Source organism: Streptomyces sp. iso_384, from assembly GCF_056172905.1.
Genome location: NZ_JBWBTT010000001.1, coordinates 5,971,634 through 5,993,446, shown reverse-complemented (window position 1 = coordinate 5,993,446; position 21,813 = coordinate 5,971,634). Strand labels below are relative to the sequence as shown.

Here is a 21,813-nt window from a genome sequence, read left to right as displayed (position 1 = left end):
CGGTCTTGTGGTTTAGGTAATGGGCATGTCAAATTCCTTCTCGGTACGTCCCCACACGTCACCTCAGAAGGAGCTCCCCCATGAGACGCAACTCCCGCGCGCGCCTGGGCGTTTCCCTGTTGCTCGTCGCCGGCGCCCTCGGCCTCGGAGCCACCCCCTCCACCGCCGCCGGCACTCCCGCCGCCGCACCCTCGGCGATCCCCGCCCCGTCCGCGTACGCGCTCGACACCAAGGTCGACCGCGCGCTCGGCGCCGCCACCGCCGGAACCTACCTCGACGCGAAGACCGGGAAGCTGGTCGTCACCGTCACCACCGACCGGGCCGAGGAGCAGGCCCGCGCCACCGGAGCCACCGTCCGCCGGGTGGCCCGCAGCGCCGCCCAGCTCGACGCCGCGATGGCGACCCTGGAGGCCGAGGCGAAGATCACCGGCACCTCCTGGGGCATCGACCCGCGCACCAACCGGGTCGCCGTCGAGGCCGACTCCTCCGTCTCCGCACGGGACCTGGCCCGCCTCGAAGCCGTCGCCGAACGGCTCGACGGCGCGGTCGACATCAAGCGCGTCCCCGGTGAGTTCCGCCGCGAGGTGCTGGGCGGCGGAGCGATCTACGGCGGCGGCAGCCGCTGCTCGGCGGCCTTCAACGTCACCAAGGGCGGGGCCCGTTACTTCGTGACCGCCGGACACTGCACCAACATCTCGGCCAACTGGTCGGCCAGCTCGGGCGGTTCGGTCATCGGTGTCCGGGAGGGCAGCAGCTTCCCGACCAACGACTACGGCATCGTCCGCTACACCGACGGCTCCTCGCCCGCAGGAACGGTCGACCTCTACAACGGCTCCACCCGGGACATCACCTCCGCCGCCAACGCCGTCGTCGGCCAGGCGATCCAGAAGAGCGGCTCCACCACCAAGGTGACCAGCGGCACCGTCACCGCCGTCAACGTCACCGTCAACTACGGCGACGGGCCCGTCTACAACATGGTCCGCACCACCGCCTGCTCGGCCGGCGGCGACAGCGGCGGCGCCCACTTCGCCGGATCCGTCGCCCTCGGCATCCACTCCGGCAGCTCCGGCTGCTCGGGCACCGCGGGCTCGGCCATCCACCAGCCGGTCACCGAGGCGCTCTCGGCGTACGGCGTGACGGTGTACTGAGTCCCGTGAGCCCATAGGCGGCCCATCCGGCCGCACGAGCCCGACGCCCGCCCGGACCACCGTGCATCCTGGTCCGGGCGGGCCTTCGCGCACGCGGGCGCCGGTCACCGGCAGGCCTCAGTCGGCGATCCTGATCAGCATCTTGCCGGTGTTCTCGCCGCGCAGCATGCCGAAGAACCCGTCCACCGTCCGCTCGAAGCCGTCCACGACGGTGACGTCCGGCGCGATCAGCCCGCTCTGCAGATGCGGCACCAGAAGCGCTTCCAACTCCGTCTGCGCATAACCGTAGTCACGCACCAGCACCCCTTCCAGGCGCAGGCTCTTCCCCACGATGTCGAACAGGTTGCGCGGAGCGGCGGGCGGCTCGTGGGCTGAGTGGTACTGCGAGATCGCGCCGACCCAGGCGATCCGGCCATGGTCGCGGAGGACCGAGATCGCACCCTCCAGATGGTCCCCGCCGACGTTGTCGACATAGGCGTCGATGCCGTCCGGGGCGGCCTTCGCCAGCAGTTCGCCGACCGGCCCGTCGTGGTAGTCGAAGGCCGCGTCGAAGCCGAGTTCCCCGGTCAGCCGGGCGACCTTCGCGGGCGTTCCCGCGCTGCCGATCAGGCGACCGGCGCCGAGCAGCCGCGCGATCCGCGCCACCGCCGTGCCGACCCCGCCCGCCGCCGCCGAGACGAAGAGGTCCTGACCGGCCCGGAACTCCAGCGTCCGGGTGAGCGCCACATAGGCGGTGAGCCCGGTGCCGCCGAGGATCGAGAGATGGGCGGCGAGCGGGACCCCGTCGTACGAGGGCAGCGTCCGCACGCCGCCCTCACCGGGCGTCACCACGGCGTGGGTCCGCCAGCCCGCACGGTGGAAGACGAGGTCGCCCTCCGTGAGGCCGGGGGTGCGCGAGGCCGTCACCCGGCCGATGGCGCGGCCCTCCAGCGGGACGCCCAGCTCCCAGCCGCCCTCGTCCATCAACTCGCGGTGGTACGGGTCCACCGAGAGGTAGACGTTCTCCACCACGGCCGTGCCGGGAGCCGGTTCCGGTACGGGTGTTTCCTCGACGGTGAAGAGGTCCGCGGTCGGGAAACCGTGCGGGCGGGCGGCGAGTTGGAAGGCGCGTGCGGTGCGCTGTGTCGTCATGCCGACGACGGTAGGAGGGAACGCGACGGCCGGACAGGGGGCGTCGTCGATGGAACAATCCTTTCCATGAACAGCATTCATGCGGGGGGTCCGGGGGCGGGACCGCACGGCGTACGGGGCGCGGGGCGGGCGGAACGGTGACCGATCTCCTGCCGCAGGAACTCCGCGTCATCGCCGCCGTCGCCGACGCCCGCGGATTCTCCGCCGCCGCCCGGACCCTCGGTATGACGCAGTCCGCCGTCTCCCACTCCGTACGCGCCAGTGAACGCAAGGTCGGCGCGGTGCTCTTCGAGCGCGGGCGCCTCGGCGCCGCGCCCACCGCGGCCGGTGACGTGGTCGCCGGGCATGCCCGGCGCATCCTCAGGCTGCTCGATGTGCTGGGCGCCGAGGCCCGGGGGGTGGCCGCCGGATCCGGCGGCGCGGACACGGTGGGCGGTCCGCTGCGGATCGCCGCCTTCCGCAGTGCCGCCCTGTATCTGCTGCCGCCGGCGCTGGAGCGTCTCACCGCCCGCCATCCGGGGATCGAACCGGTGGTCCGAATGGTCCGCGAGGTGGGCCGGGGCACGGCCGGCGAGGTGCTGGACGGGCGGGCGGACCTGGCCGTCGCGACGCTCGGGACCACCTCGCCGGTGCCGCAGGGGCTGGTCGGCGGCGTACTGCTGGAGGAGGAGTACTCCCTGGTGCACCCGGCCGGACACGCGGCACCCCGCACCCTGCCGCTGGTCGACTGGGTCGAGAACTGCACCTCGTACACCCGCGACTGGTGGTCGGCCCAGGAATGGATCCCCCGGGCGACGGTCGAGGCCGAGGACGACGGGGCGGTGCTCTCGATGGTCTCCCGTGGCCTCGGCATGGCGATCATGCCCGGTCTGTCCCTGTACGGAGCACCCGCCGGAACGGAGATCACCGCTCTCGGCCCCGACCGTCCCACCCGCTCGATCGGCTATGTCACCACCCCTGAGCAGGCACGATCGCTCGCAGTGCGGGCGCTGATCCGGGAGCTGCGGGCGGAACGCGTGGAGTCAGCCGTCTCAGATAGTAGGAAGTCCGACTAACTGTGGAGACAGAGCGGCCCGACTGTCCTAGCTTTGTAGGAGCCGAACGAATCGCTCGATCGAGCGACTGTGGCGGTTGCGGGCGCGCGCCCCGAAGCAGGTAACCCCTGCGGCGTACGCTCCCCGCTCCTTCCGGCGCCTCGAAATCCGGTCCTGATCCCTCGGCACCGTGCCGCGTCGTGCCTTCGCCCGACGCACGGTTCCGACATCCACGCGATCTCAAGGAGTCGATCCATCATGGCCACCTCCACCGCACGCCGCGTCCGCCACACTCCCCGTCAGTCGGAGTCGGACCGCAAGAACGCCGCCGCCGCTCTCCAGCGCGCCCTCGACCGCCGCGACAACGGCGGCTCGACCGGCCACTGAGCCGCCGCTCCGCCCGCCCCCGCTCCGCCCGCCCGTACACCGAACACCCTTGCCCTCTGTCCGAATGGTGGACGTCGGATGTCATGGGGTGGGACGCACCGTTAGGCTTCCGGCATGTCTCGCAGCATCGATCTCGCAGTGATCCCCGGTGACGGAATCGGCCAGGAAGTCGTGGCCCAGGGCCTCAAGGTCCTCAACGCTGTCCTCCCGCAGGATGTGAAGCTGGAGACCAAGGAGTACGACCTCGGCGCCCGGCGCTGGCACCGCACCGGTGACACCCTCCCGGACGCCGAGCTGGAAGCCCTCAAGAACCACGACGCCATCCTCCTCGGCGCGATCGGCGACCCGTCCGTGCCGTCCGGCGTCCTGGAGCGGGGGCTGCTGCTGAAGCTGCGTTTCGCCTTCGACCACTTCATCAACCTCCGCCCCTCCAAGCTCTTCCCGAACACCGCGACCCCGCTCGCCGGCCGCCCCGACATCGACTTCGTCGTCGTGCGCGAGGGCACCGAGGGCCCGTACACCGGCAACGGTGGCTCGCTGCGCACCGGCACCCCCGCCGAGGTCGCCACCGAGGTCAGCGTCAACACCGCGTACGGCGTCGAGCGCGTGGTCCGGGACGCCTTCGAGCGCGCGGCCGCCCGCCCGCGCAAGAAGCTGACGCTGGTCCACAAGAACAACGTCCTCGTCTACGCCGGCCACCTCTGGAAGAACACCTTCGACAAGGTCGCCGCCGAATACCCGCAGGTCTCCACCGACTATCTGCACGTCGACGCCGCGACGATCTTCTTCGTCACCCAGCCGGAGCGCTTCGACGTCATCGTCACCGACAACCTCTTCGGCGACATCCTCACCGACCTCGCCGCCGCCGTCACCGGCGGCATCGGCCTGGCCGCCTCCGGCAACATCAACCCGACGGGCGCGTTCCCGTCGATGTTCGAGCCGGTCCACGGCTCCGCCCCCGACATCGCGGGGCAGGGCAAGGCCGACCCGACCGCCACGGTCCTCTCCGTCGCCCTCCTGCTGCGCCACCTCGGCTACGAGGCCGAGGCCGTGCGCATCGAGGACGCCGTCTCCGCCGATCTCGCGGAGCGCGACGGGGGCACTGCGCGGACGACCGACGAGATCGGCGACGCTCTCGCGGTACGCGTAGCGAGCTGACCCGACGACTCCACTTCGAAGCCGCCGGGCCGGCGAAAGCACCCGGCGGCTTCTCCTGTGCGGCCCCCGGGTGCCACCATCGACCCCTGGACCGCATTCACCCCATTTCGTGCACGGCCCCCCGCAAGCGATAATCGAACGCGGGGCCGTGGCTCGTGGAAAAGCTCGGACGTCCTAGGATCTGACCGAAAACGTCGGGTGGAAACGGGCGTGAGCGCGGTCCATCACACACAAGACCGGTGAAGGACACGCACTCATGACGACGCCCACGATCGAGCTCAAGCCCTCCTCGAACCCGCTGTCCGACGCGGAGCGCGAGGCGATCCTGGCCAACCCCGGATTCGGCCGGCACTTCACCGATCACATGGTGACCATCCGCTGGACCGAGGGCCGCGGCTGGCACGACGCCGAGCTGGTCCCCTACGGCCCGCTGTCGCTGGACCCGGCCAACATGACCCTGCACTACGCGCAGGAGATCTTCGAGGGGCTGAAGGCCTACCGTCAGCCCGACGGCACGGTCGCCTCCTTCCGCCCCGACGCCAACGCCCGCCGCTTCCAGCGCTCGGCCGCCCGCCTCGCCATGCCCGAGCTGCCCGTCGAGACGTTCATCGCGGCCTGCGACGCCCTGGTCCAGCAGGACAAGGCGTGGGTCCCGGCGCACGGCGGCGAGGAGTCCCTCTACCTGCGCCCGTTCATGATCGCCACCGAGGTCGGCCTCGGCGTGAAGCCGGCCAACGAGTACCTGTTCCTGGTCATCGCCTCGCCCGCCGGCGCCTACTTCCCCGGCGGCGTGAAGCCCGTCTCCATCTGGCTTTCGGAGAACCGCGTCCGCGCCGTCCCCGGCGGCGTGGGCGACGCCAAGACCGGCGGCAACTACGCCGCCTCGCTCCTGGCCCAGGCCGAGGCCGCCGCACACGGCTGCGCCCAGGTCGCCTACCTCGACGCGGTCGAGCACAAGTGGGTCGAGGAGCTCGGCGGCATGAACCTCTACTTCGTGTACGCCCAGGAGGACGGCTCCAAGAAGATCGTCACCCCGGCCCTCACCGGTTCCCTCCTCGCCGGAGTCACCCGTGACTCCCTCCTCAAGGTCGCCCGCGACCTCGGTTACGGCTCCGAGGAGGGCCGGGTCTCCATCGGCCAGTGGCGCGACGACACCGCCGAGGGCACCCTCGTCGAGGTCTTCGCCTGCGGCACGGCCGCCGTCATCACCCCCGTCGGCCTGGTGAAGTCCGAGGGCGGCGAGTGGACCCAGAGCGGCGGCGAGCCCGGCGAGGTCACCATGAAGCTGCGGGAGCGCCTTCTCGACATCCAGCGCGGTGTCGTCGAGGACACCCACGGCTGGATGCACCCGCTCGGCTAGGCAACCCCGAGGGTTTCCCACCCCGGACAAGGCCGCACCCGGCTGCTCGCCGGTGCGGCCTTTTCCGTGCGCGGAGATTAGAGCGCTGCTCGAACTGAACCGGAAGAGCTTTCGGTCAGCTGAGCCATTCGGTTAGAGTGACACTCTAATCGCCTCGCCAGGAGCCCCCATGCCACCCACCCCCGCCCCCTTCCGCATGCCCCCCGAGTGGGCCCCGCACGAGCGCACCTGGATGGCGTGGCCGGGGCCCAACCCCACCTTCGCCTCCGACGCCGAGCTGGCCGAGGCTCGTCGTGCCTGGGCCGGTGTCGCCCGGGCGGTGCGCCGCTTCGAGCCGGTCACGATGGTGGTCGGGCCCGGCCAGGAGGAGGGGGCCGCCGCGCTGCTCGGGCCGGACGTGGAGCTGGTCGTGCGGCCGCTCGACGACGCCTGGATGCGGGACATCGGCCCCACCTTCGTCACCGACGGCCGCACGCTGGCCGCCGTCGACTGGACGTTCAACGGCTGGGGCGCCCAGGGCTGGGCCCGCTGGGAGCACGACCAGCGCATCGCCCGGGCCGTCGCCGAGCTGACCGGCGCCCCCGTCCGCAGCTCCCCGCTCGTCAACGAGGGCGGCGCGATCCACGTCGACGGCGAAGGCACCGTCCTGCTCACCGAGACCGTCCAGCTCGGCGAGGAGCGCAACCCCGGTTGGAGCAAGGAGCAGGCCGAGGCGGAGATCCACGCCCGCCTCGGCACCGAGAAGGCGATCTGGCTGCCGCGCGGGCTGACCGGCGACTACGGGACGTACGGCACGCTCGGCCATGTCGACATCGTCGCCGCCTTCGCCCGCCCGGGCACCGTCCTCGCCCACGTCCAGCCCGACCCGGCCCACCCCGACCACGAGGTCACCCGGGAGCTGCTGGCCGTGCTGCGCGCCGCCACCGATGCCCGGGGCCGCGCCCTGGAGGTCGTCGAGGTGCCCGCGCCCACCGTGCTGCGCGACGAGGACGGCGAGTGGGTCGACTACTCCTACATCAACCACTACCTCTGCAACGACGGCGTGGTCCTCTGCGCCTTCGACGACCCGCGCGACGAGGAGGCCGCCGCGATCTTCCGGGGCCTGTTCCCGGACCGTACCGTGACCCTCGTCGACGCCCGTACGGTCTTCGCCGGCGGTGGAGGCATCCACTGCATCACCCAGCAGCAGCCGCAGGTACGAACGAACCCATGACCCCCGCCCCCCGCCGCACCCACCACGCCGCCCCGCCCCGCGAGGACGTCCTCGCCGCCGCCATGGCCACCATCGCCGAGCGCGGGCTCGACGGGCTGACCATGGCCGGGCTCGGGCGCGAGGTCCAGATGAGCAGCGGGCACCTGCTCTACTACTTCCGCACCAAGGACGAACTGCTGCTCCGGACCCTGGAGTGGAGCGAGGACCGACTCGGGGCCGAGCGGCGTGCCCTCCTCGCCGAGCCACGGGCCGGATCCGCCCGTGAGCGGCTGGACGCCTACATCGACCTCTATCTGCCCGCCGGCCACCGCGACCCGCACTGGACGCTCTGGCTGGAGGTCTGGGGCCGCTCGCAGAACGCCGACGAGGACGCCCGCGCCCGGCAGGCCGCGATCGAGGGGGCCTGGCACCGCGATCTGGTGGCGCTGCTCGCCGAGGGCATGTCGCGCGGCGCGTTCCGGCCGGTGGACGCCGACCGGTTCGCCGCCCGGCTGCGGGCGCTGCTCGACGGGTTCAGCATCCATGTGACGGTCGGGATCCCGGGAACGGGCCGCGAGCAGGTGCTGGCGCAGGTGGCGGAGTTCCTCGACGAGACGCTGACGCCCCCCGGCCCCGCGCGGACCATCGCGTGACCCACCGCGCGGCCGGGGGCGAGATGCGACCGGCGTCACGACCGCATCCTGAGACGCCGGTGTCACGGGCGCGTCACTGTGCGAGACTTCTGCCGTGTCCTCGTTCGTCATGATTATTGGCAGCAGGCGCGCCGGTCCGCAGTGACCGTCCCGTACCACCCCGTACGGCACGGCCACCGTGCCCCAGACCCGCGCGCAGACCTCTCGCACCCGCGAGGGGTTTTTTCGTTTTCCGGCCCGTACCCGGGCGGGGCGAAGCGCGCGGGATGATGGGGGCAAGTGGAACCCGATCGTCCGGATCCACTCATCCGACAGGAGCCAGATCAGCATGACCACCAAGGCCAACGCCACCGACGACAGTTTCCATGTCTTCGACACCACACTGCGCGACGGTGCTCAGCGTGAGGGCATCAACCTGACGGTCGCCGACAAGCTGACCATCGCCCGTCATCTGGACACCTTCGGTGTGGGGTACATCGAGGGCGGCTGGCCGGGGGCCAACCCGCGTGACACCGAGTTCTTCGCCCGTGCCCAGCAGGAGATCACGTTCGAGAACGCCCAGCTCGTGGCGTTCGGCGCGACCCGCAGAGCCGGTGGCAGCGCGGCCGACGACCCCCAGGTCAAGGCGCTCCTCAACTCCGGCGCCCCGGTGATCACCCTGGTGGCCAAGGCGCACGACCGCCATGTCGAGCTCGCCCTGCGCACCACCCTGGACGAGAACCTGGAGATGGTCCGCGACACCGTCGCCCACCTGTGCGAACAGGGCCGCCGCGTCTTCGTGGACTGCGAGCACTTCTTCGACGGCTACCGCGCCAACGCCGAGTACGCGAAGTCCGTGGTCCGTACCGCGTACGAGGCGGGCGCCGAGGTCGTCATCCTCTGCGACACCAACGGCGGCATGCTCCCCGCCCAGGTCCAGGCCGTCGTCTCCACCGTCCTCGCCGACACCGGCGCCCGGCTCGGCATCCACGCCCAGGACGACACCGGCTGCGCCGTCGCCAACACCCTGGCCGCCGTGGACGCCGGCGCCACCCACGTCCAGTGCACGGCCAACGGCTACGGCGAGCGGGTCGGCAACGCCAACCTCTTCCCCGTCGTCGCCGCCCTGGAACTCAAGTACGGCATGAAGGTGCTGCCCGAAGGCGCGCTTGCCGAGATGACCCGGATCTCGCACGCCATCGCCGAGGTAGTCAACCTCACCCCCTCCACCCACCAGCCGTACGTGGGCGTCTCCGCCTTCGCCCACAAGGCCGGGCTCCACGCCTCCGCGATCAAGGTCGACCCGGACCTCTACCAGCACATCGACCCGGAACTGGTCGGCAACACCATGCGGATGCTGGTCTCCGACATGGCCGGCCGCGCCTCCATCGAGCTGAAAGGCAAGGAGTTGGGCGTCGACCTCGGCGACGACCGCGCCCTGGTCGGCCGGGTCGTCGAGCGGGTCAAGGAACGCGAACTGAAGGGCTACACCTACGAGGCCGCCGACGCCTCCTTCGAACTGCTGCTGCGCGGCGAGGTCGAGGGCCGGGCCCGGCGCTACTTCCGTACGGAGTCCTGGCGGGCGATCGTCGAGGACCGCCCCGACGGCACCCACGCCAACGAGGCCACCGTGAAGCTCTGGGCCAAGGGCGAGCGGATCGTCGCGACCGCCGAGGGCAACGGCCCGGTCAACGCGCTGGACCGGGCGCTGCGCGTCGCCCTGGAGCGGATCTACCCGCAGCTCGCCAAGCTGGAACTGGTCGACTACAAGGTCCGCATCCTGGAGGGCCGCACCGGCACCGAGTCCACCACCCGGGTGCTCATCACCACCGGCGACGGCACCGGTGACTGGGCGACCGTGGGGGTCGCCGAGAACGTCATCGCCGCCTCCTGGCAGGCACTGGAGGACGCGTACACCTACGGACTGCTGCGCGCGGGCGTCGAGCCCACCGAGTAGCCCGCCGTCACCGCATCACGCGAGAGCCGCCGCCCGTCACCGGGTGGCGGCTCTCAAGCGTTCAAGAGATGAATGCACAATGCGTCCTGCCTGGTGAGCCGATGGGTCCGGACCAATCTCGACGTGAAGTATTGACGGCCCCGTATCGGCGCGGTTAACTCCAGCCGCAACGCCGGTACCGGTTCCGGAACCGGTACCGAACGCGTCGGCCGACAGGTCACCACACTGTCCGCCGCGCTGCCCCACCCTGCTCGCACCCTGCTCCCACCTGCTCATTCCTTGCCCTTGCCTGGTCCAACGGAGGCCCAGATGCGTGTCACCATCGCCGATGTCGCCCGCGAGGCCGGCGTCAGCAAGACGACCGTGTCACGGGTCATCAACACCAAGGGCGAGGTGGACCGTTCCACGGCCGCCCGTGTTCGTGAAGTGATCGCACAGCTCGGTTACGTACCCAGCTCCGGAGCCGTCGGTCTCGCCCGTGGCTCCAGCCGTACGGTCGGCATGCTCGTGCCCTCGCTGACCTGGCCGTGGATGGGCGAACTGCTCCAGGGCGTCGTCGACACCGTCGAGGCCGCCGACTACGGGCTGCTGCTCTTCACCTGCAACCGCGGGGCCGAGTCCGTCCAGCGCTTCACCAGCCAGGTGTCCGCGCGCGCCTTCGACGGGCTCGTCGTCGTGGAGCCCGAGAACACCCTCGGCCACCTCACCGAACTGCACCGCGACGGCCTGCCGATCGTGCTCATCGACGATCGCGGCCACCACCCCGAATTCCCCTCCGTCGTGACCACCAACCACGAGGGAGGCGCGTCCGCGGCCCGCCACCTGCACGCCGCCGGACGCTCCCGGCCCCTGATCCTGACCGGTCCCCAGCACTTCGGCTGTGTACGGGACCGGACAGCCGGATTCCGTTCGGTCCTGCCCACCGACCTGGTCGTCGAAGGCGACTTCACCGAACGCGGCGGCCGGCTCGCCGTCGAGGAACTCCTCGCACGGGGCGTCGCGTTCGACTCCGTCTTCGCGCACAACGACATCAGCGCGGCCGGTGTGCTCCGCTCCCTGCGGGCCGCCGGACGCCGGGTCCCGGACGACATCGCCGTCGTCGGCTTCGACGACATCCCGATGGCCGAACACACCGAACCGCCCCTCACCACCGTGCGCCAGCCCACCCGCCGGATGGGCGAGACGGCGGCCCGGATGCTGCTCTCCCACCTCGGCGGCACGCCCGTACCGGACGGACCGGCCGTGCTGCCCACCGAACTGGTCGTGCGCCACTCGGCGCCCTGACGGACCCGGCCGCACGGCCGCGCCCCGCTCGCTTCGCACCCTTCCGCCCGCCGGGCTCTCCCCGACCCCGGCAGCCCCTTCCTGGAGTCGCCATGTCCGTACGCCGTCGCACCACCCTCAGAGCGGTCGCCGCAGCCACCGTCGTGGTGGCGCTCGCCGCCGGTTGCTCGAACGCCAACTCGGGTGCCAACAAGGGGGGCGGCGCCGCGAGCGGCGTGCTGACCCTGGGCAAGCCGGACGGACCGCAGACGAACAACAGCAACCCGTTCCTCAACACCTCGGCGGGCGCGGTCCTCGGCTACCGCTACATGATCTACGAGCCGCTGGCCATGACGAACATGATCAAGCCCACCGAGAAGGCCGACCCCTGGCTCGCCACCGAATGGGCCTGGGAGGACAACTTCACCCAGGTCACCTTCACCCTCGACGAGCGGGCGAAGTGGGCCGACGGCAAGCCCCTGACCGCCGCCGACGTGGAGTTCACCTTCAACCTCCTGAAGAAGCACCCGGCGCTCAACGGGAACGGCATTCCCTTCGACGGGATCGCCGTGGAGGGCGAGAAGGTCGTCCTGACCTTCAAGGAGTCCCAGTTCGTCAACCAGAACAAGATCATCCAGACCTTCGTCGTGCCCAAGCACATCTGGGAGAAGGTCGACAACCCGGAGACCTGGCCCAACCGCACCCCGGTCGGCTCCGGACCGTACAAGCTCAAGACGTTCACCCCGCAGACCACCACCCTGACCGCCACGCCGAGCTACTGGAACGGCACCACCAAGGTCAAGGAGCTGCGCTACACCGCGTACAACGACAACAGCGCGGCCACCACCGCGCTGGCCACCGGCAAGGTCGAGTGGTCCTTCGTCTTCATGCCGAACCACAAGCAGCTGTTCATCGACAAGGACCCCAAGAACCACCAGCTCTGGTTCCCCTCCGGTCTCGGCATCCACGGCCTCTGGTTCAACACCGCCCGCAAGCCCTTCGACAACCCGGCGCTGCGCAAGGCGATGGCGATGGTCGTCGACCGCAAGGCCATCCACATCCAGGCCCAGGCCACGCTCTACCCGGAGATCACCAACCCGACCGGCATCCCGCTGCCCGCCGGTGAGCCCTTCCTCGCGCCCGAATACCAGGACGCCACCACCAAGCCCGATGTCGCCGGGGCCAAGAAGGTGCTCAGCGAGGCCGGGTTCACCCTCAGCGGCGGTGTGCTCAAGGACCCGTCCGGCAAGCCCGTGAAGCTGACCTTCACCGACCCGGCCGGCTGGAACGACTACATCACCGGGCTCGCGATCATCAAGGACAACATCAAGGAACTCGGCATCGAGGCCAAGGTCAAGACGCAGACCGCCGAGGCCTGGGGCGCGGACGTCGCCAACGGCAACTTCGACGCCACCCTGCACTGGACCAACAGCGGCGCGACGCCCTACGACATGTACCAGAACATCATGGACGGGGCGATCCTCCAGCCCATCGGCAAGAGCTCCCAGACGGGCAACTTCGGGCGCTTCAAGAGCCCCGAGGCCACCGCCGCGCTCAAGGAGTACGCCAACGCCACCGGGGATGCGGACCGCACCAAGGCGCTCAACACCCTCCAGAAGATCTTCGTCGAGGAGGCCCCGGTCATCCCGACGGCCGCCGCGCCCATCGGAGCCGAGTACTCCACGAAGAACTGGATCGGCTGGCCCACCGAGGCCAACCCGTACGCCCCGCCGCAGCACACCCAGCCCACCGCCCTGGAGATCGTGCTCAACCTCAAGCCCGCCTCCAAGTAGGCACGGGGAAGGACGGGAAGGACGGGAAGAACCGGCCATGACCATGAACGATCAGCCCGAGCCCGAGCGGAACGGCACCGATGTGGTGCTCGAAGCGCGCGGAGTCACCAAACACTTCCCCCTGCGCCGCACCGCCCGCGACCTGTTCGCCCGCGAGCGCCGCAGCGTCCACGCCGTCGACGACGTCTCGCTCCGGCTGAGACGCGGCACCGTCACGGCCCTGGTGGGGGAGTCCGGCTCGGGCAAGTCCACCGTCGCCCGGCTGCTGGCCCAGCTCCATCCGCTCACCTCGGGCGAGATACGGCTGGGCGGTGAGCCGGTGGTGGCCGGTCGCGGCCGGTCCTTCCGCCGTTACGTACGCCGGGTCCAGCTGATCTTCCAGGACCCCTTCGCCTCGCTGAACCCGGTGCACACCGTGCGCTACCACCTCACCCGCGCCCTGAAGATCCACGGCCGGGCGGGCAAGGGCGACGCCGAGCTGGAGGAGAACCTGGCCGCCCTGCTGAACCGGGTCCAACTGGCCCCGCCCCAGCAGTTCCTGGACAAGTTCCCGCACGAGCTCTCCGGCGGGCAGCGCCAGCGCGTCGCCATCGCCCGGGCGCTCGGCGCGGACCCGCAGGTCCTCCTCGCCGACGAACCCGTCTCCATGCTCGACGTGTCGATCCGGCTCGGCGTCCTCAACCTGCTCCGCGACCTCAAGGAACGCCTCCACCTGGCGATCCTCTACATCACCCACGACATCGCCTCCGCCCGCTACTTCGCCGACACCACCCTCGTGATGTACGCGGGCCGGATCGTCGAGGGCGGCGACAGCGAGACGGTCACCCAGCACCCCGCCCACCCCTACACCCAGCTCCTCATCGCCTCCGCACCCGACCCGGACCGGATCGCCGCCGAGGCGGAACAGGAGGAGACCGGCACCGGCGAACCGCCCTCGCTGATCACCCCGCCCGCCGGCTGCCGCTTCCACCCCCGCTGCCCCAAGGCGATGGAACGCTGCCGCACCGAACTGCCGCCGCGCTTCGACCTGCCCGACGGACAGTGGGCGGCCTGCTGGCTCTATGACGGCTCGGACACCCGGGCCGCGGCGGGCGCGGGCAACCGGGCCGCAACGGGCACGGACACCCGGGCCGCGGCGGGCACGGGCGCCGAGGAGGTCTCGCGGTGAAGTACCTCCTCCAGCGCCTCGCCTTCTACGCCGTCACCGCGTGGGCCGCGATCACCATCAACTTCCTCATCCCGCGGCTGATGCCCGGCGACCCGGTCCAGGCCCTGCTCAGCCGCTACCAGGGGCAGCTCGACACCAAGGCCATCGACTCGCTCAAGGCCCTGTTCGGCCTCGACAAGCAGCAGTCGATGTGGCAGCAGTACACCGACTACTGGGCCCACCTCCTCGACGGCGACCTCGGCCTCTCCTTCACCTTCTTCCCCACCCCGGTCAGCGAGGTCATCGGCCAGTCGCTGCCCTGGACCCTGGCCCTGGTCGGCATGACCACCCTGATCAGCTTCGTGCTCGGCACCGGCATCGGCGTCTACAGCGGCTGGAAGCGCGGTTCCTGGCTGGACGGGCTGCTGCCGGTCACCACCTTCATCTCCTCCATCCCGTACTTCTGGCTGGGCCTCGTCGCCATCGCGGTCTTCGCCGAGAAGTGGTCGCTGTTCCCGAACTCCGGCGGCTACGACAACGCGCTCGTCCCGGCCTTCGACTGGCCGTTCATCTCCAGCGCCCTCTACCACGCGGTCCTGCCCGGCGTGACGATCGTCCTCAGCGCGGTGGCCGGCTGGATCCTCGGCATGCGCAACATGATGGTCACCGTCTCCTCCGAGGACTACGTGATGGTCGCGCAGGCCAAGGGCCTGTCCGAGCGGCGCGTGATGTTCGGCTACGCGGCCCGCAACGCGGTCCTCCCCAACATCTCCGGCTTCGCCCTCTCCCTCGGCTTCATCGTCGGCGGCACCCTCCTCGTCGAGATGGTCTTCACCTACCCGGGCATCGGCTTCCAGCTGCTCCAGGCCGTCGGCGGCAAGGACTACCCCCTGATGCAGGGCGTCTTCCTGATCATCACGCTCTCCGTCCTCGCCGCGAACCTGCTCGCCGACCTCGTCTACGCCGCCCTCGACCCCCGCACCCGGAAGGAGGCATAAGGCATGTCCATCACCGACCCCGACGTCGCCGTCCTCGACGGCGCGCCCCCGCCCGCCGCCCCCACCCGCCGGGCCCGGCTCCGGTTCCTGCGCGGCGGGAAGACCCGCACCGGCCTGATCCTGCTGGCGTTCTTCGTCCTGCTGGCCGTCGCAGGCCCGTGGCTCGCCCCGTACGACCCCGACGCCATGAGCGACCAGCTGCTCCAGCCGCCCTCCGGCGACCACTGGTTCGGCACCACGCACACCGGGCAGGACGTCTTCTCGCAGATCCTCGTCGGCACCCGGGGCGTTCTCGTCGTCGGACTGCTCGCCGCCGTCATCGCGACCGCCCTGTCCGTCCTGATCGGGGTCAGCGCCGGATTCCTCGGCGGAGCCGTCGACGAGATCCTCTCCGCGCTCTCCAACATCTTCCTGGTGCTGCCCGGACTCCCGCTGATCATCATCGTCGCGAGCTTCGTCCCCGACACCGGCGACATCGTCATCGCCGTCGCCATCGCCCTGACCTCCTGGGCCTGGGGATCGCGGATCCTGCGCGCCCAGACCCTGTCGCTGCGCCGCCGCGACTACGTGGAGGCCGCCCGCGCCACCGGCGAGTCCACCCCGCGGATCATCCTCTTCGAAATCCTGCCGAACCTCACCGCCGTCATCGCCTCCGGCTTCGTCGGCACGGTCATCTTCGCGGTCCTCACCGAGATCACCCTCGCCTTCATCGGCGTCGCCGACATCTCCCACTGGAACTGGGGCACCGTGCTCTTCTGGGCCCAGTCCAACCAGGCCCTCGCCCAGGGAGCCTGGTGGTGGTTCGTCCCGGCCGGCCTCTGCATCGCCCTGCTGGGCACCGCGCTCGCCCTCATCAACTTCGGCATCGACGAGTTCGTCAACCCCCGCCTGCGCACCGCCACCGGATCCTCCCGGAAGGTGAAGATGCGCGTCGGCTTCACCCCCGTGGCCCGGAAGACCCCCGGCACGGGCCACCCCGGGCAGAGCAGCAAGGAGCCGCGCCCATGAGCGCCGAGCCGGTCCTGACCATCAGCGGACTCAACGTCGACTACGGCACCGACGCGAGCGCCGTCCACGCCCTGCGCGACATCGACCTCACTCTCCGCCGCGGCGAAGTCCTCGGCCTGGCAGGGGAGTCGGGCTCGGGCAAGTCGACCCTCGCCTACGCGGTGACCCGGCTGCTGTCACCGCCCGGCGTCATCACCGGGGGAGAGGTCCACTACCACCGGCCCGGCGGCGACCGGGTCGACATCCTCTCCCTCGAACCGGACCAGCTGCGCGCCTTCCGCTGGCAGGAGCTGTCCATCGTCTTCCAGGGGGCGATGAACTCCCTCAACCCGGTGCACACCGTCCACAGCCAGCTCACCGACGTCCTCGCCGCCCACCGCCCCGAGCTGAGGAAGCGCCAACGGACGGCACAGGCAGAGGAGTTGCTGGAGCTCGTCGGTATCAGCTCCGACCGGCTCGCCGCCTACCCGCATCAGCTCTCCGGCGGGATGCGGCAGCGCGTGATGATCGCGATGGCGCTCGCCCTGGAACCCGAGATCGTCATCATGGACGAGCCGACCACCGCGCTGGACGTGGTGATGCAGCGGCAGATCCTGCGACGGCTCGTCCAGTTGAGGGAACAGCTCGACTTCTCGGTCGTGTTCATCACCCACGACATCTCGCTCCTGATCGAATTCTCGGACCGGATCGCGATCATGTACGGAGGCCGCATCGTGGAGCAGGCGGGTGCGGCGGAGATCTACCGCGACCCCCGCCACCCGTACAGCGACGGGCTCCTGCACTCCTTCCCCGCGCTCCACGGCCCCCGGCGCGAACTGACCGGCATCCCCGGCTCCCCGCCCCACCTCTCCGCGATGCCCACCGGCTGCGCCTTCCACCCGCGCTGCGGCAAGGCCTTCGCCCCGTGCGCCGCCGAGGTCCCCCGGCCGGCCCCGCCCACCGGCGAAACCGGCCGCGAGGTCGCCTGCCACCTGCACGCCTGACCAGGTCCCTCCCCTCCTACGTACGGAGACCGATGAACCTCGCCCCCACCCCGCAGCGACTCCTCCGTCCCGCCCCGGTGCGAGGACTCCCGGCCGACTTCCGCTGGGGCGTCGCGACCTCCTCGTACCAGATCGAGGGCGCCGCCGCCGAGGACGGGCGCACCCCGTCCATCTGGGACACCTTCTGCCGGGTGCCCGGGGCCGTGGAGGGTGGTGAGCACGGCGATGTGGCCTGCGACCACTACCACCGGATGCCCGAGGACGTGGAGCTGATCGCGGGCCTCGGCGTCGACACGTACCGCTTCTCGCTCGCCTGGCCGCGCATCCAGCCGGGCGGCCGGGGCCCGGCGAACAAGAAGGGGCTGGACTTCTACAAGCGGCTGGTCGACGAGCTCCAGGGGCGCGGCGTCACCCCGTGGATCACGCTCTACCACTGGGACCTGCCGCAGGAGCTGGAGGACGCGGGCGGCTGGCCCGCGCGGGACACCGCCCTGCGCTTCGCGGAGTACGCGGCTCTCGCCTACGAGGCACTCGGCGACCGCGTCGAGCACTGGACCACGCTCAACGAGCCCTGGTGCTCGGCGATGCTCGGTTACGCCTACGGGCTGCACGCCCCGGGCCGCCGCGACCTGGGCGACGCCATGGCCGCCGTCCACCATCTGCTCCTCGGCCACGGTCTCGCCGCCGGCGCGCTGCGGGACGCGGCCGGGAGCGACCCGCTGGAGCTGGGCATCACCCTGAACCTCGGCACCGCCACCCCCGAGACCGACAGCGAGGCCGACCGCGAGGCGTGCCGCCGCGCCGACGGCATGGGCACCCGGCTCTACCTGGACCCGCTCGTCCACGGCCGCTACCCCGAGGACATCGTCGCCGACCTGGCCGCCCAGCACATCGAACTCCCGTTCAGGGAAGGCGATCTGGCAGCCATGGCCGCCCCGCTCGACGTCCTCGGCGTCAACTTCTACCGCGGCATGCAGTTCTCCGGCGTCACCGAGGACGGCTCGCCCACCGACGCCGACGGTCTGCCCGTCACCCGCGTGGTCGAGCGCGAGCTGCCCCGTACCGCGATGGACTGGGAGATCACCCCGGCCGAACTCACCGACCTGCTCCTGCGGTTGGAGCGTGACTACGCCCTCCCGACGGTCATCACGGAGAACGGCGCGGCCTTCGACGACACCGTCGCCGCCGACGGCTCGGTCCCCGACGCCGACCGCACGGCCTATCTCGCCGACCACATAGCCGCCGTCGTCGCCGCCCGCGACCGAGGGGCCGACGTGCGGGGCTACTTCGCCTGGTCGCTGATGGACAACTTCGAGTGGGCCTACGGCTACGACAAGCGGTTCGGCATCGTCCGCGTCGACTACGACACCCAGGTCCGCACGCTGAAGGACAGCGCCAAGTGGTACCGCGACACGATCCGCCTCACCCGCGACGCCGGCACCGCACAGCGCGCCACCACCTCTGATCCGTAACGACGTTCGGTACATCGGCCCCCTGAAAGAGAGCGCTCCCAAACAATGTCTCGCACCCCGCACCTCCGTCCCCGTAGGGGCAGAGCCAGACCCGCGACGGCCGCCCTCGCCGCCGCGGCCGTGCTGGCCACCCTGCTCGCCGGCTCGACCACCGGCCCCGCCGCGGCCGCCGACGAACCGGCCCCCGTGCTCGTCGACCGCTTCGAGGGCGAGGTGCCGCTCGGCAACAACCCGCCCGCCGACGCGATCTTCACCTGGGGCGGCGACGCGGACGACCATCCGCAGCTGAAGCTGGCCGAGCGCGCCGACGCCCCCGAGGGCGAAAAGGTCCTCGAAGGCTCCTACGACATCAGCGCGTACGGCGGGTTCAGCCATGAGTTCGCCGTGGACACCCCGCCGCAGAACTGGACCGCCCACCAGGGCATCCGCTTCTGGTGGTACGGCCAGAACACCGCGCCGCTGCCGCCCGGCTCCGGCAAGAAGATCAACTTCGAGATCAAGGACGGCGGCGCGAACGGCGGCGCGTCCGAGCTGTGGACCACCTCCTTCACCGACGACTGGGAGGGCTGGCACCTGGTCGAGATCCCGTTCGCGGACTTCGTCTACCGCGCCGACTACCAGCCCGTCGGCGGCATCGACCAGATCCTCGGCCTGAACGAGATGTGGGGCTACGCCCTCACCCTGCCCGGCGGCGGACCCGGCGAATTCGCCCTGGACGCAGTTGAGTTGTACGGCAAGGCGGACCCGGCGCTCACCGCGAGCGTGGTCACCGACACGGCCGTCCGCCCGGTCGGGAACGGCGAGACGGCGCAGCTGACGCTCTCCGTCGCCACCACCGGCTCCGTCCCCACCGAGGAGCCGGTCACCGTCACGTACGCCACCAAGGGCGGCACGGCGGAGGCCGGCAAGGACTACACCCCGGTCACCGGCAGCCACACCTTCCCCGCCGGCACCGCGTCCGGCACCACCCACCAGGTCACCGTCCGCACGGCGAAGGCGTCGAAGCCCGCCGAGGCGAAGACGATCCCGCTGGAGCTGACCGTCACCGGCGCGAAGGCCCCCCGGGAGAACCCGCAGGTCGTCATCGACGCACATGGACTCCCGTACCAGAACGCCAAGTTGCCGGTGAAGCGGCGAGTGGCGGACCTGCTGGCCAGGATGTCTCCGGCCGAGAAGGCCGGCCAGATGACCCAGGCCGAACGCAACGCGCTCCGCGCCCCGGGTGACATCGCCGCCTACGACCTCGGCTCGCTGCTCTCCGGCGGCGGCTCGGTCCCCACGCCGAACACGGCGGCGGCCTGGGCCAAGATGGTCGACGCCTATCAACTGCGCACCCGGGCCACCCGCTTCCAGATCCCGCTGATCTACGGCGTGGACGCGGTGCACGGCCACAACAACGTCGTCGGCGCGACGATCATGCCGCACAACATCGGCATCGGCGCGGGCCGCGACCCGAAGAGCGCCGAGAAGACCGGCGCGGTCACCGCGAAGGAAGTACGCGCCACCGGCGTCCCGTGGGACTTCGCGCCGTGCGTCTGCGTCACCCGCGACGAACGCTGGGGCCGCTCCTACGAGGCCTTCGGCGAGGACCCGGCGCTGGTCGAGGCCATGGAGACGGTCATCCAGGGCATGCAGGGCAGCCCCTCCGGCAAGGACCTGCACCGCAACGACAAGGTGCTCGGCAGCGCCAAGCACTTCGTCGGCGACGGCGGCACCGAGTACGGCTCCGCCACCACCGGCTCGTACACGATCGACCAGGGCGTCACCAAGGTCACCCGCGAGGAGCTGGAGGCCGTACACCTGTCGCCGTTCGAGGAGTCGGTGAAGCGGGGCGTCGGCACGGTCATGCCGTCGTACTCCTCGCTCGACGTCCTGGGCGACGACCAGGGCCCGGTCAAGATGCACGCCAACGCCGAGATGATCAACGGCGTCCTCAAGGACCGGATGGGCTTCGAGGGCTTCGTCATCAGCGACTGGCAGGCCATCGACCAGATTCCCGGCGACTACGCGAGCGACGTCCGTACGTCGGTCAACGCCGGACTCGACATGATCATGGTCCCGACCGCGTACCAGGACTTCACGAAGACGCTCAAGGACGAGGTGACGGCGGGCCGGATCAGCGAGGCCCGGATCGACGACGCGGTCGCCCGCATCCTCACCCAGAAGTTCCGCCTGGGCCTCTTCGAGAAGCCGTACGCGGACACCACCCACCTCGACAAGGTCGGCTCGGCCGAGCACCGCGCGGTGGCCCGTGAGGCGGCCGCGAAGTCGCAGGTGCTCCTGAAGAACGACGGGGCCGTCCTGCCGCTCAAGCCGAACCAGAAGGTGTACGTCGCCGGGTCCAACGCCGACGACATCGGCAACCAGGCCGGCGGCTGGACCATCAGCTGGCAGGGCTCCTCCGGGAAGACCACCACGGGGACGACCATCCTGGAGGGCATGAAGAAGGCGGCGAGGAGCCCGGAGTCCGTCACGTACTCGCGCGACGCCTCCGCCGCCACGGACGGCTTCGACGTCGGTGTGGTGGTCGTCGGCGAGACCCCGTACGCCGAAGGCATCGGCGACGTCGGCAACGGCCACGACCTGGAGCTGACGGCGGCCGACAAGGCAGCCGTGGACAAGGTCTGCGCGGCCATGAAGTGCGCGGTCCTCATCGTCTCGGGCCGCCCCCAGCTCATCGGCGACCAGCTCGGCACGATCAACGCGCTGGTGGCCTCCTGGCTGCCGGGCTCCGAGGGCGACGGCGTGGCCGACGTCCTCTACGGCAGGCGCGCCTTCACCGGACAGCTGCCGGTGACCTGGCCGAAGTCGGAGGCCCAGCTCCCGATCAACGTCGGGGACACGGCGTACGACCCGCAGTTCCCGTACGGCTGGGGCCTGACCACCCTGAAGAAGCCCCCGGCCGGCGGCGAGCTCACCCTCGCGGCCCTCGCCGTGGCCGCCCAGGTCGCCGAGAAGGCGAAGCTGGGGAAGACCCCGGCGGGCAAGGCGATCGTGGAACGGGCCCGGCTGCTGGTCCAGCGGAAGATCGACGGAAAGTTCGGCCAGGCGGTCGCCAAGCCGTTCGCGGAGGCGGACCACCTGCTGCTGAAGGGTGACCTGACCGGCGCGGTCGCCAAGCTGCGCACGGCCTACCGAGCCGCGTAGCCG

The 21,813-nt window shown here is 70.8% G+C and carries 17 protein-coding genes; 16 read left to right on the top strand and 1 reads right to left on the bottom strand.

Going from position 1 to position 21,813, the window contains the following annotated elements; genetic code table 11:
- The first annotated feature begins 80 nt into the window (after window positions 1-80).
- Window positions 81-1,148: a S1 family peptidase gene (locus tag AC0VY3_RS26840; RefSeq protein ID WP_242741022.1), complete on the top strand. Its 1,068-nt coding sequence runs from the start codon at window positions 81-83 to the stop codon at window positions 1,146-1,148.
- Window positions 1,149-1,265: 117 nt separating this feature from the next.
- Here AC0VY3_RS26840 and AC0VY3_RS26835 read toward each other — a convergent pair whose 3' ends face one another.
- Window positions 1,266-2,279, bottom strand: coding sequence for an NADP-dependent oxidoreductase (locus AC0VY3_RS26835; RefSeq protein WP_103507719.1), 1,014 nt, complete (start codon window positions 2,277-2,279; stop codon window positions 1,266-1,268).
- 137 nt (window positions 2,280-2,416) lie between these two features.
- Here AC0VY3_RS26835 and AC0VY3_RS26830 point away from each other — a divergent pair, with 137 nt between their 5' ends.
- The 15 genes from AC0VY3_RS26830 (at window position 2,417) to AC0VY3_RS26760 (ending at window position 21,810) form a co-directional block, all read left to right on the top strand.
- Window positions 2,417-3,334, top strand: a complete 918-nt coding sequence (locus tag AC0VY3_RS26830) for a LysR family transcriptional regulator (protein WP_103507718.1) — start codon at window positions 2,417-2,419, stop codon at window positions 3,332-3,334.
- A gap of 237 nt (window positions 3,335-3,571) precedes the next feature.
- Window positions 3,572-3,700 (top strand): hypothetical protein, encoded by a 129-nt coding sequence (locus tag AC0VY3_RS26825; protein WP_256341920.1) that lies wholly within the window; start codon window positions 3,572-3,574, stop codon window positions 3,698-3,700.
- Between the two features lie 114 nt (window positions 3,701-3,814).
- Window positions 3,815-4,858: a 3-isopropylmalate dehydrogenase gene (locus tag AC0VY3_RS26820; RefSeq protein ID WP_475550780.1), complete on the top strand. Its 1,044-nt coding sequence runs from the start codon at window positions 3,815-3,817 to the stop codon at window positions 4,856-4,858.
- Window positions 4,859-5,114: 256 nt separating this feature from the next.
- Window positions 5,115-6,218 (top strand): branched-chain amino acid aminotransferase, encoded by a 1,104-nt coding sequence (locus tag AC0VY3_RS26815; protein WP_103507716.1) that lies wholly within the window; start codon window positions 5,115-5,117, stop codon window positions 6,216-6,218.
- A gap of 169 nt (window positions 6,219-6,387) precedes the next feature.
- Entirely contained in the window at window positions 6,388-7,431 is a 1,044-nt protein-coding gene (locus AC0VY3_RS26810) for an agmatine deiminase family protein (RefSeq protein WP_475550779.1), read from the top strand.
- The gene (locus tag AC0VY3_RS26805) at window positions 7,428-8,063 is read left to right on the top strand and encodes a TetR/AcrR family transcriptional regulator (RefSeq protein ID WP_475550778.1); all 636 of its coding nucleotides are present in this window, start codon (window positions 7,428-7,430) and stop codon (window positions 8,061-8,063) included. The genes AC0VY3_RS26810 and AC0VY3_RS26805 overlap by 4 nt, the downstream gene beginning before the upstream one ends.
- A gap of 328 nt (window positions 8,064-8,391) precedes the next feature.
- A complete protein-coding gene (gene cimA / locus AC0VY3_RS26800) occupies window positions 8,392-9,999 on the top strand; it encodes a citramalate synthase (RefSeq protein WP_242741017.1) in 1,608 nt (535 codons plus the stop codon).
- A 309-nt stretch (window positions 10,000-10,308) separates the two neighbouring features.
- Entirely contained in the window at window positions 10,309-11,283 is a 975-nt protein-coding gene (locus AC0VY3_RS26795; RefSeq protein WP_030078902.1) for a LacI family DNA-binding transcriptional regulator, read from the top strand.
- A gap of 92 nt (window positions 11,284-11,375) precedes the next feature.
- Window positions 11,376-13,055 (top strand): ABC transporter substrate-binding protein, encoded by a 1,680-nt coding sequence (locus AC0VY3_RS26790; RefSeq protein ID WP_475550777.1) that lies wholly within the window; start codon window positions 11,376-11,378, stop codon window positions 13,053-13,055.
- 43 nt (window positions 13,056-13,098) lie between these two features.
- Entirely contained in the window at window positions 13,099-14,223 is a 1,125-nt protein-coding gene (locus AC0VY3_RS26785) for an ABC transporter ATP-binding protein (protein ID WP_103507723.1), read from the top strand.
- On the top strand, window positions 14,220-15,200 hold the full coding sequence (locus tag AC0VY3_RS26780; RefSeq protein ID WP_103507710.1) for an ABC transporter permease: 981 nt from the start codon (window positions 14,220-14,222) through the stop codon (window positions 15,198-15,200). Before AC0VY3_RS26785 ends, AC0VY3_RS26780 begins: the two co-directional genes overlap by 4 nt.
- 3 nt (window positions 15,201-15,203) lie before the next feature.
- Window positions 15,204-16,208 (top strand): ABC transporter permease, encoded by a 1,005-nt coding sequence (locus AC0VY3_RS26775; protein WP_475550776.1) that lies wholly within the window; start codon window positions 15,204-15,206, stop codon window positions 16,206-16,208.
- Window positions 16,205-17,191: an ABC transporter ATP-binding protein gene (locus AC0VY3_RS26770; protein WP_103509805.1), complete on the top strand. Its 987-nt coding sequence runs from the start codon at window positions 16,205-16,207 to the stop codon at window positions 17,189-17,191. The genes AC0VY3_RS26775 and AC0VY3_RS26770 overlap by 4 nt, the downstream gene beginning before the upstream one ends.
- A gap of 32 nt (window positions 17,192-17,223) precedes the next feature.
- Window positions 17,224-18,663: a GH1 family beta-glucosidase gene (locus AC0VY3_RS26765; protein WP_103509804.1), complete on the top strand. Its 1,440-nt coding sequence runs from the start codon at window positions 17,224-17,226 to the stop codon at window positions 18,661-18,663.
- Between the two features lie 45 nt (window positions 18,664-18,708).
- The gene (locus AC0VY3_RS26760; RefSeq protein WP_103509803.1) at window positions 18,709-21,810 is read left to right on the top strand and encodes a glycoside hydrolase family 3 protein; all 3,102 of its coding nucleotides are present in this window, start codon (window positions 18,709-18,711) and stop codon (window positions 21,808-21,810) included.
- Window positions 21,811-21,813: the final 3 nt, after the last annotated feature.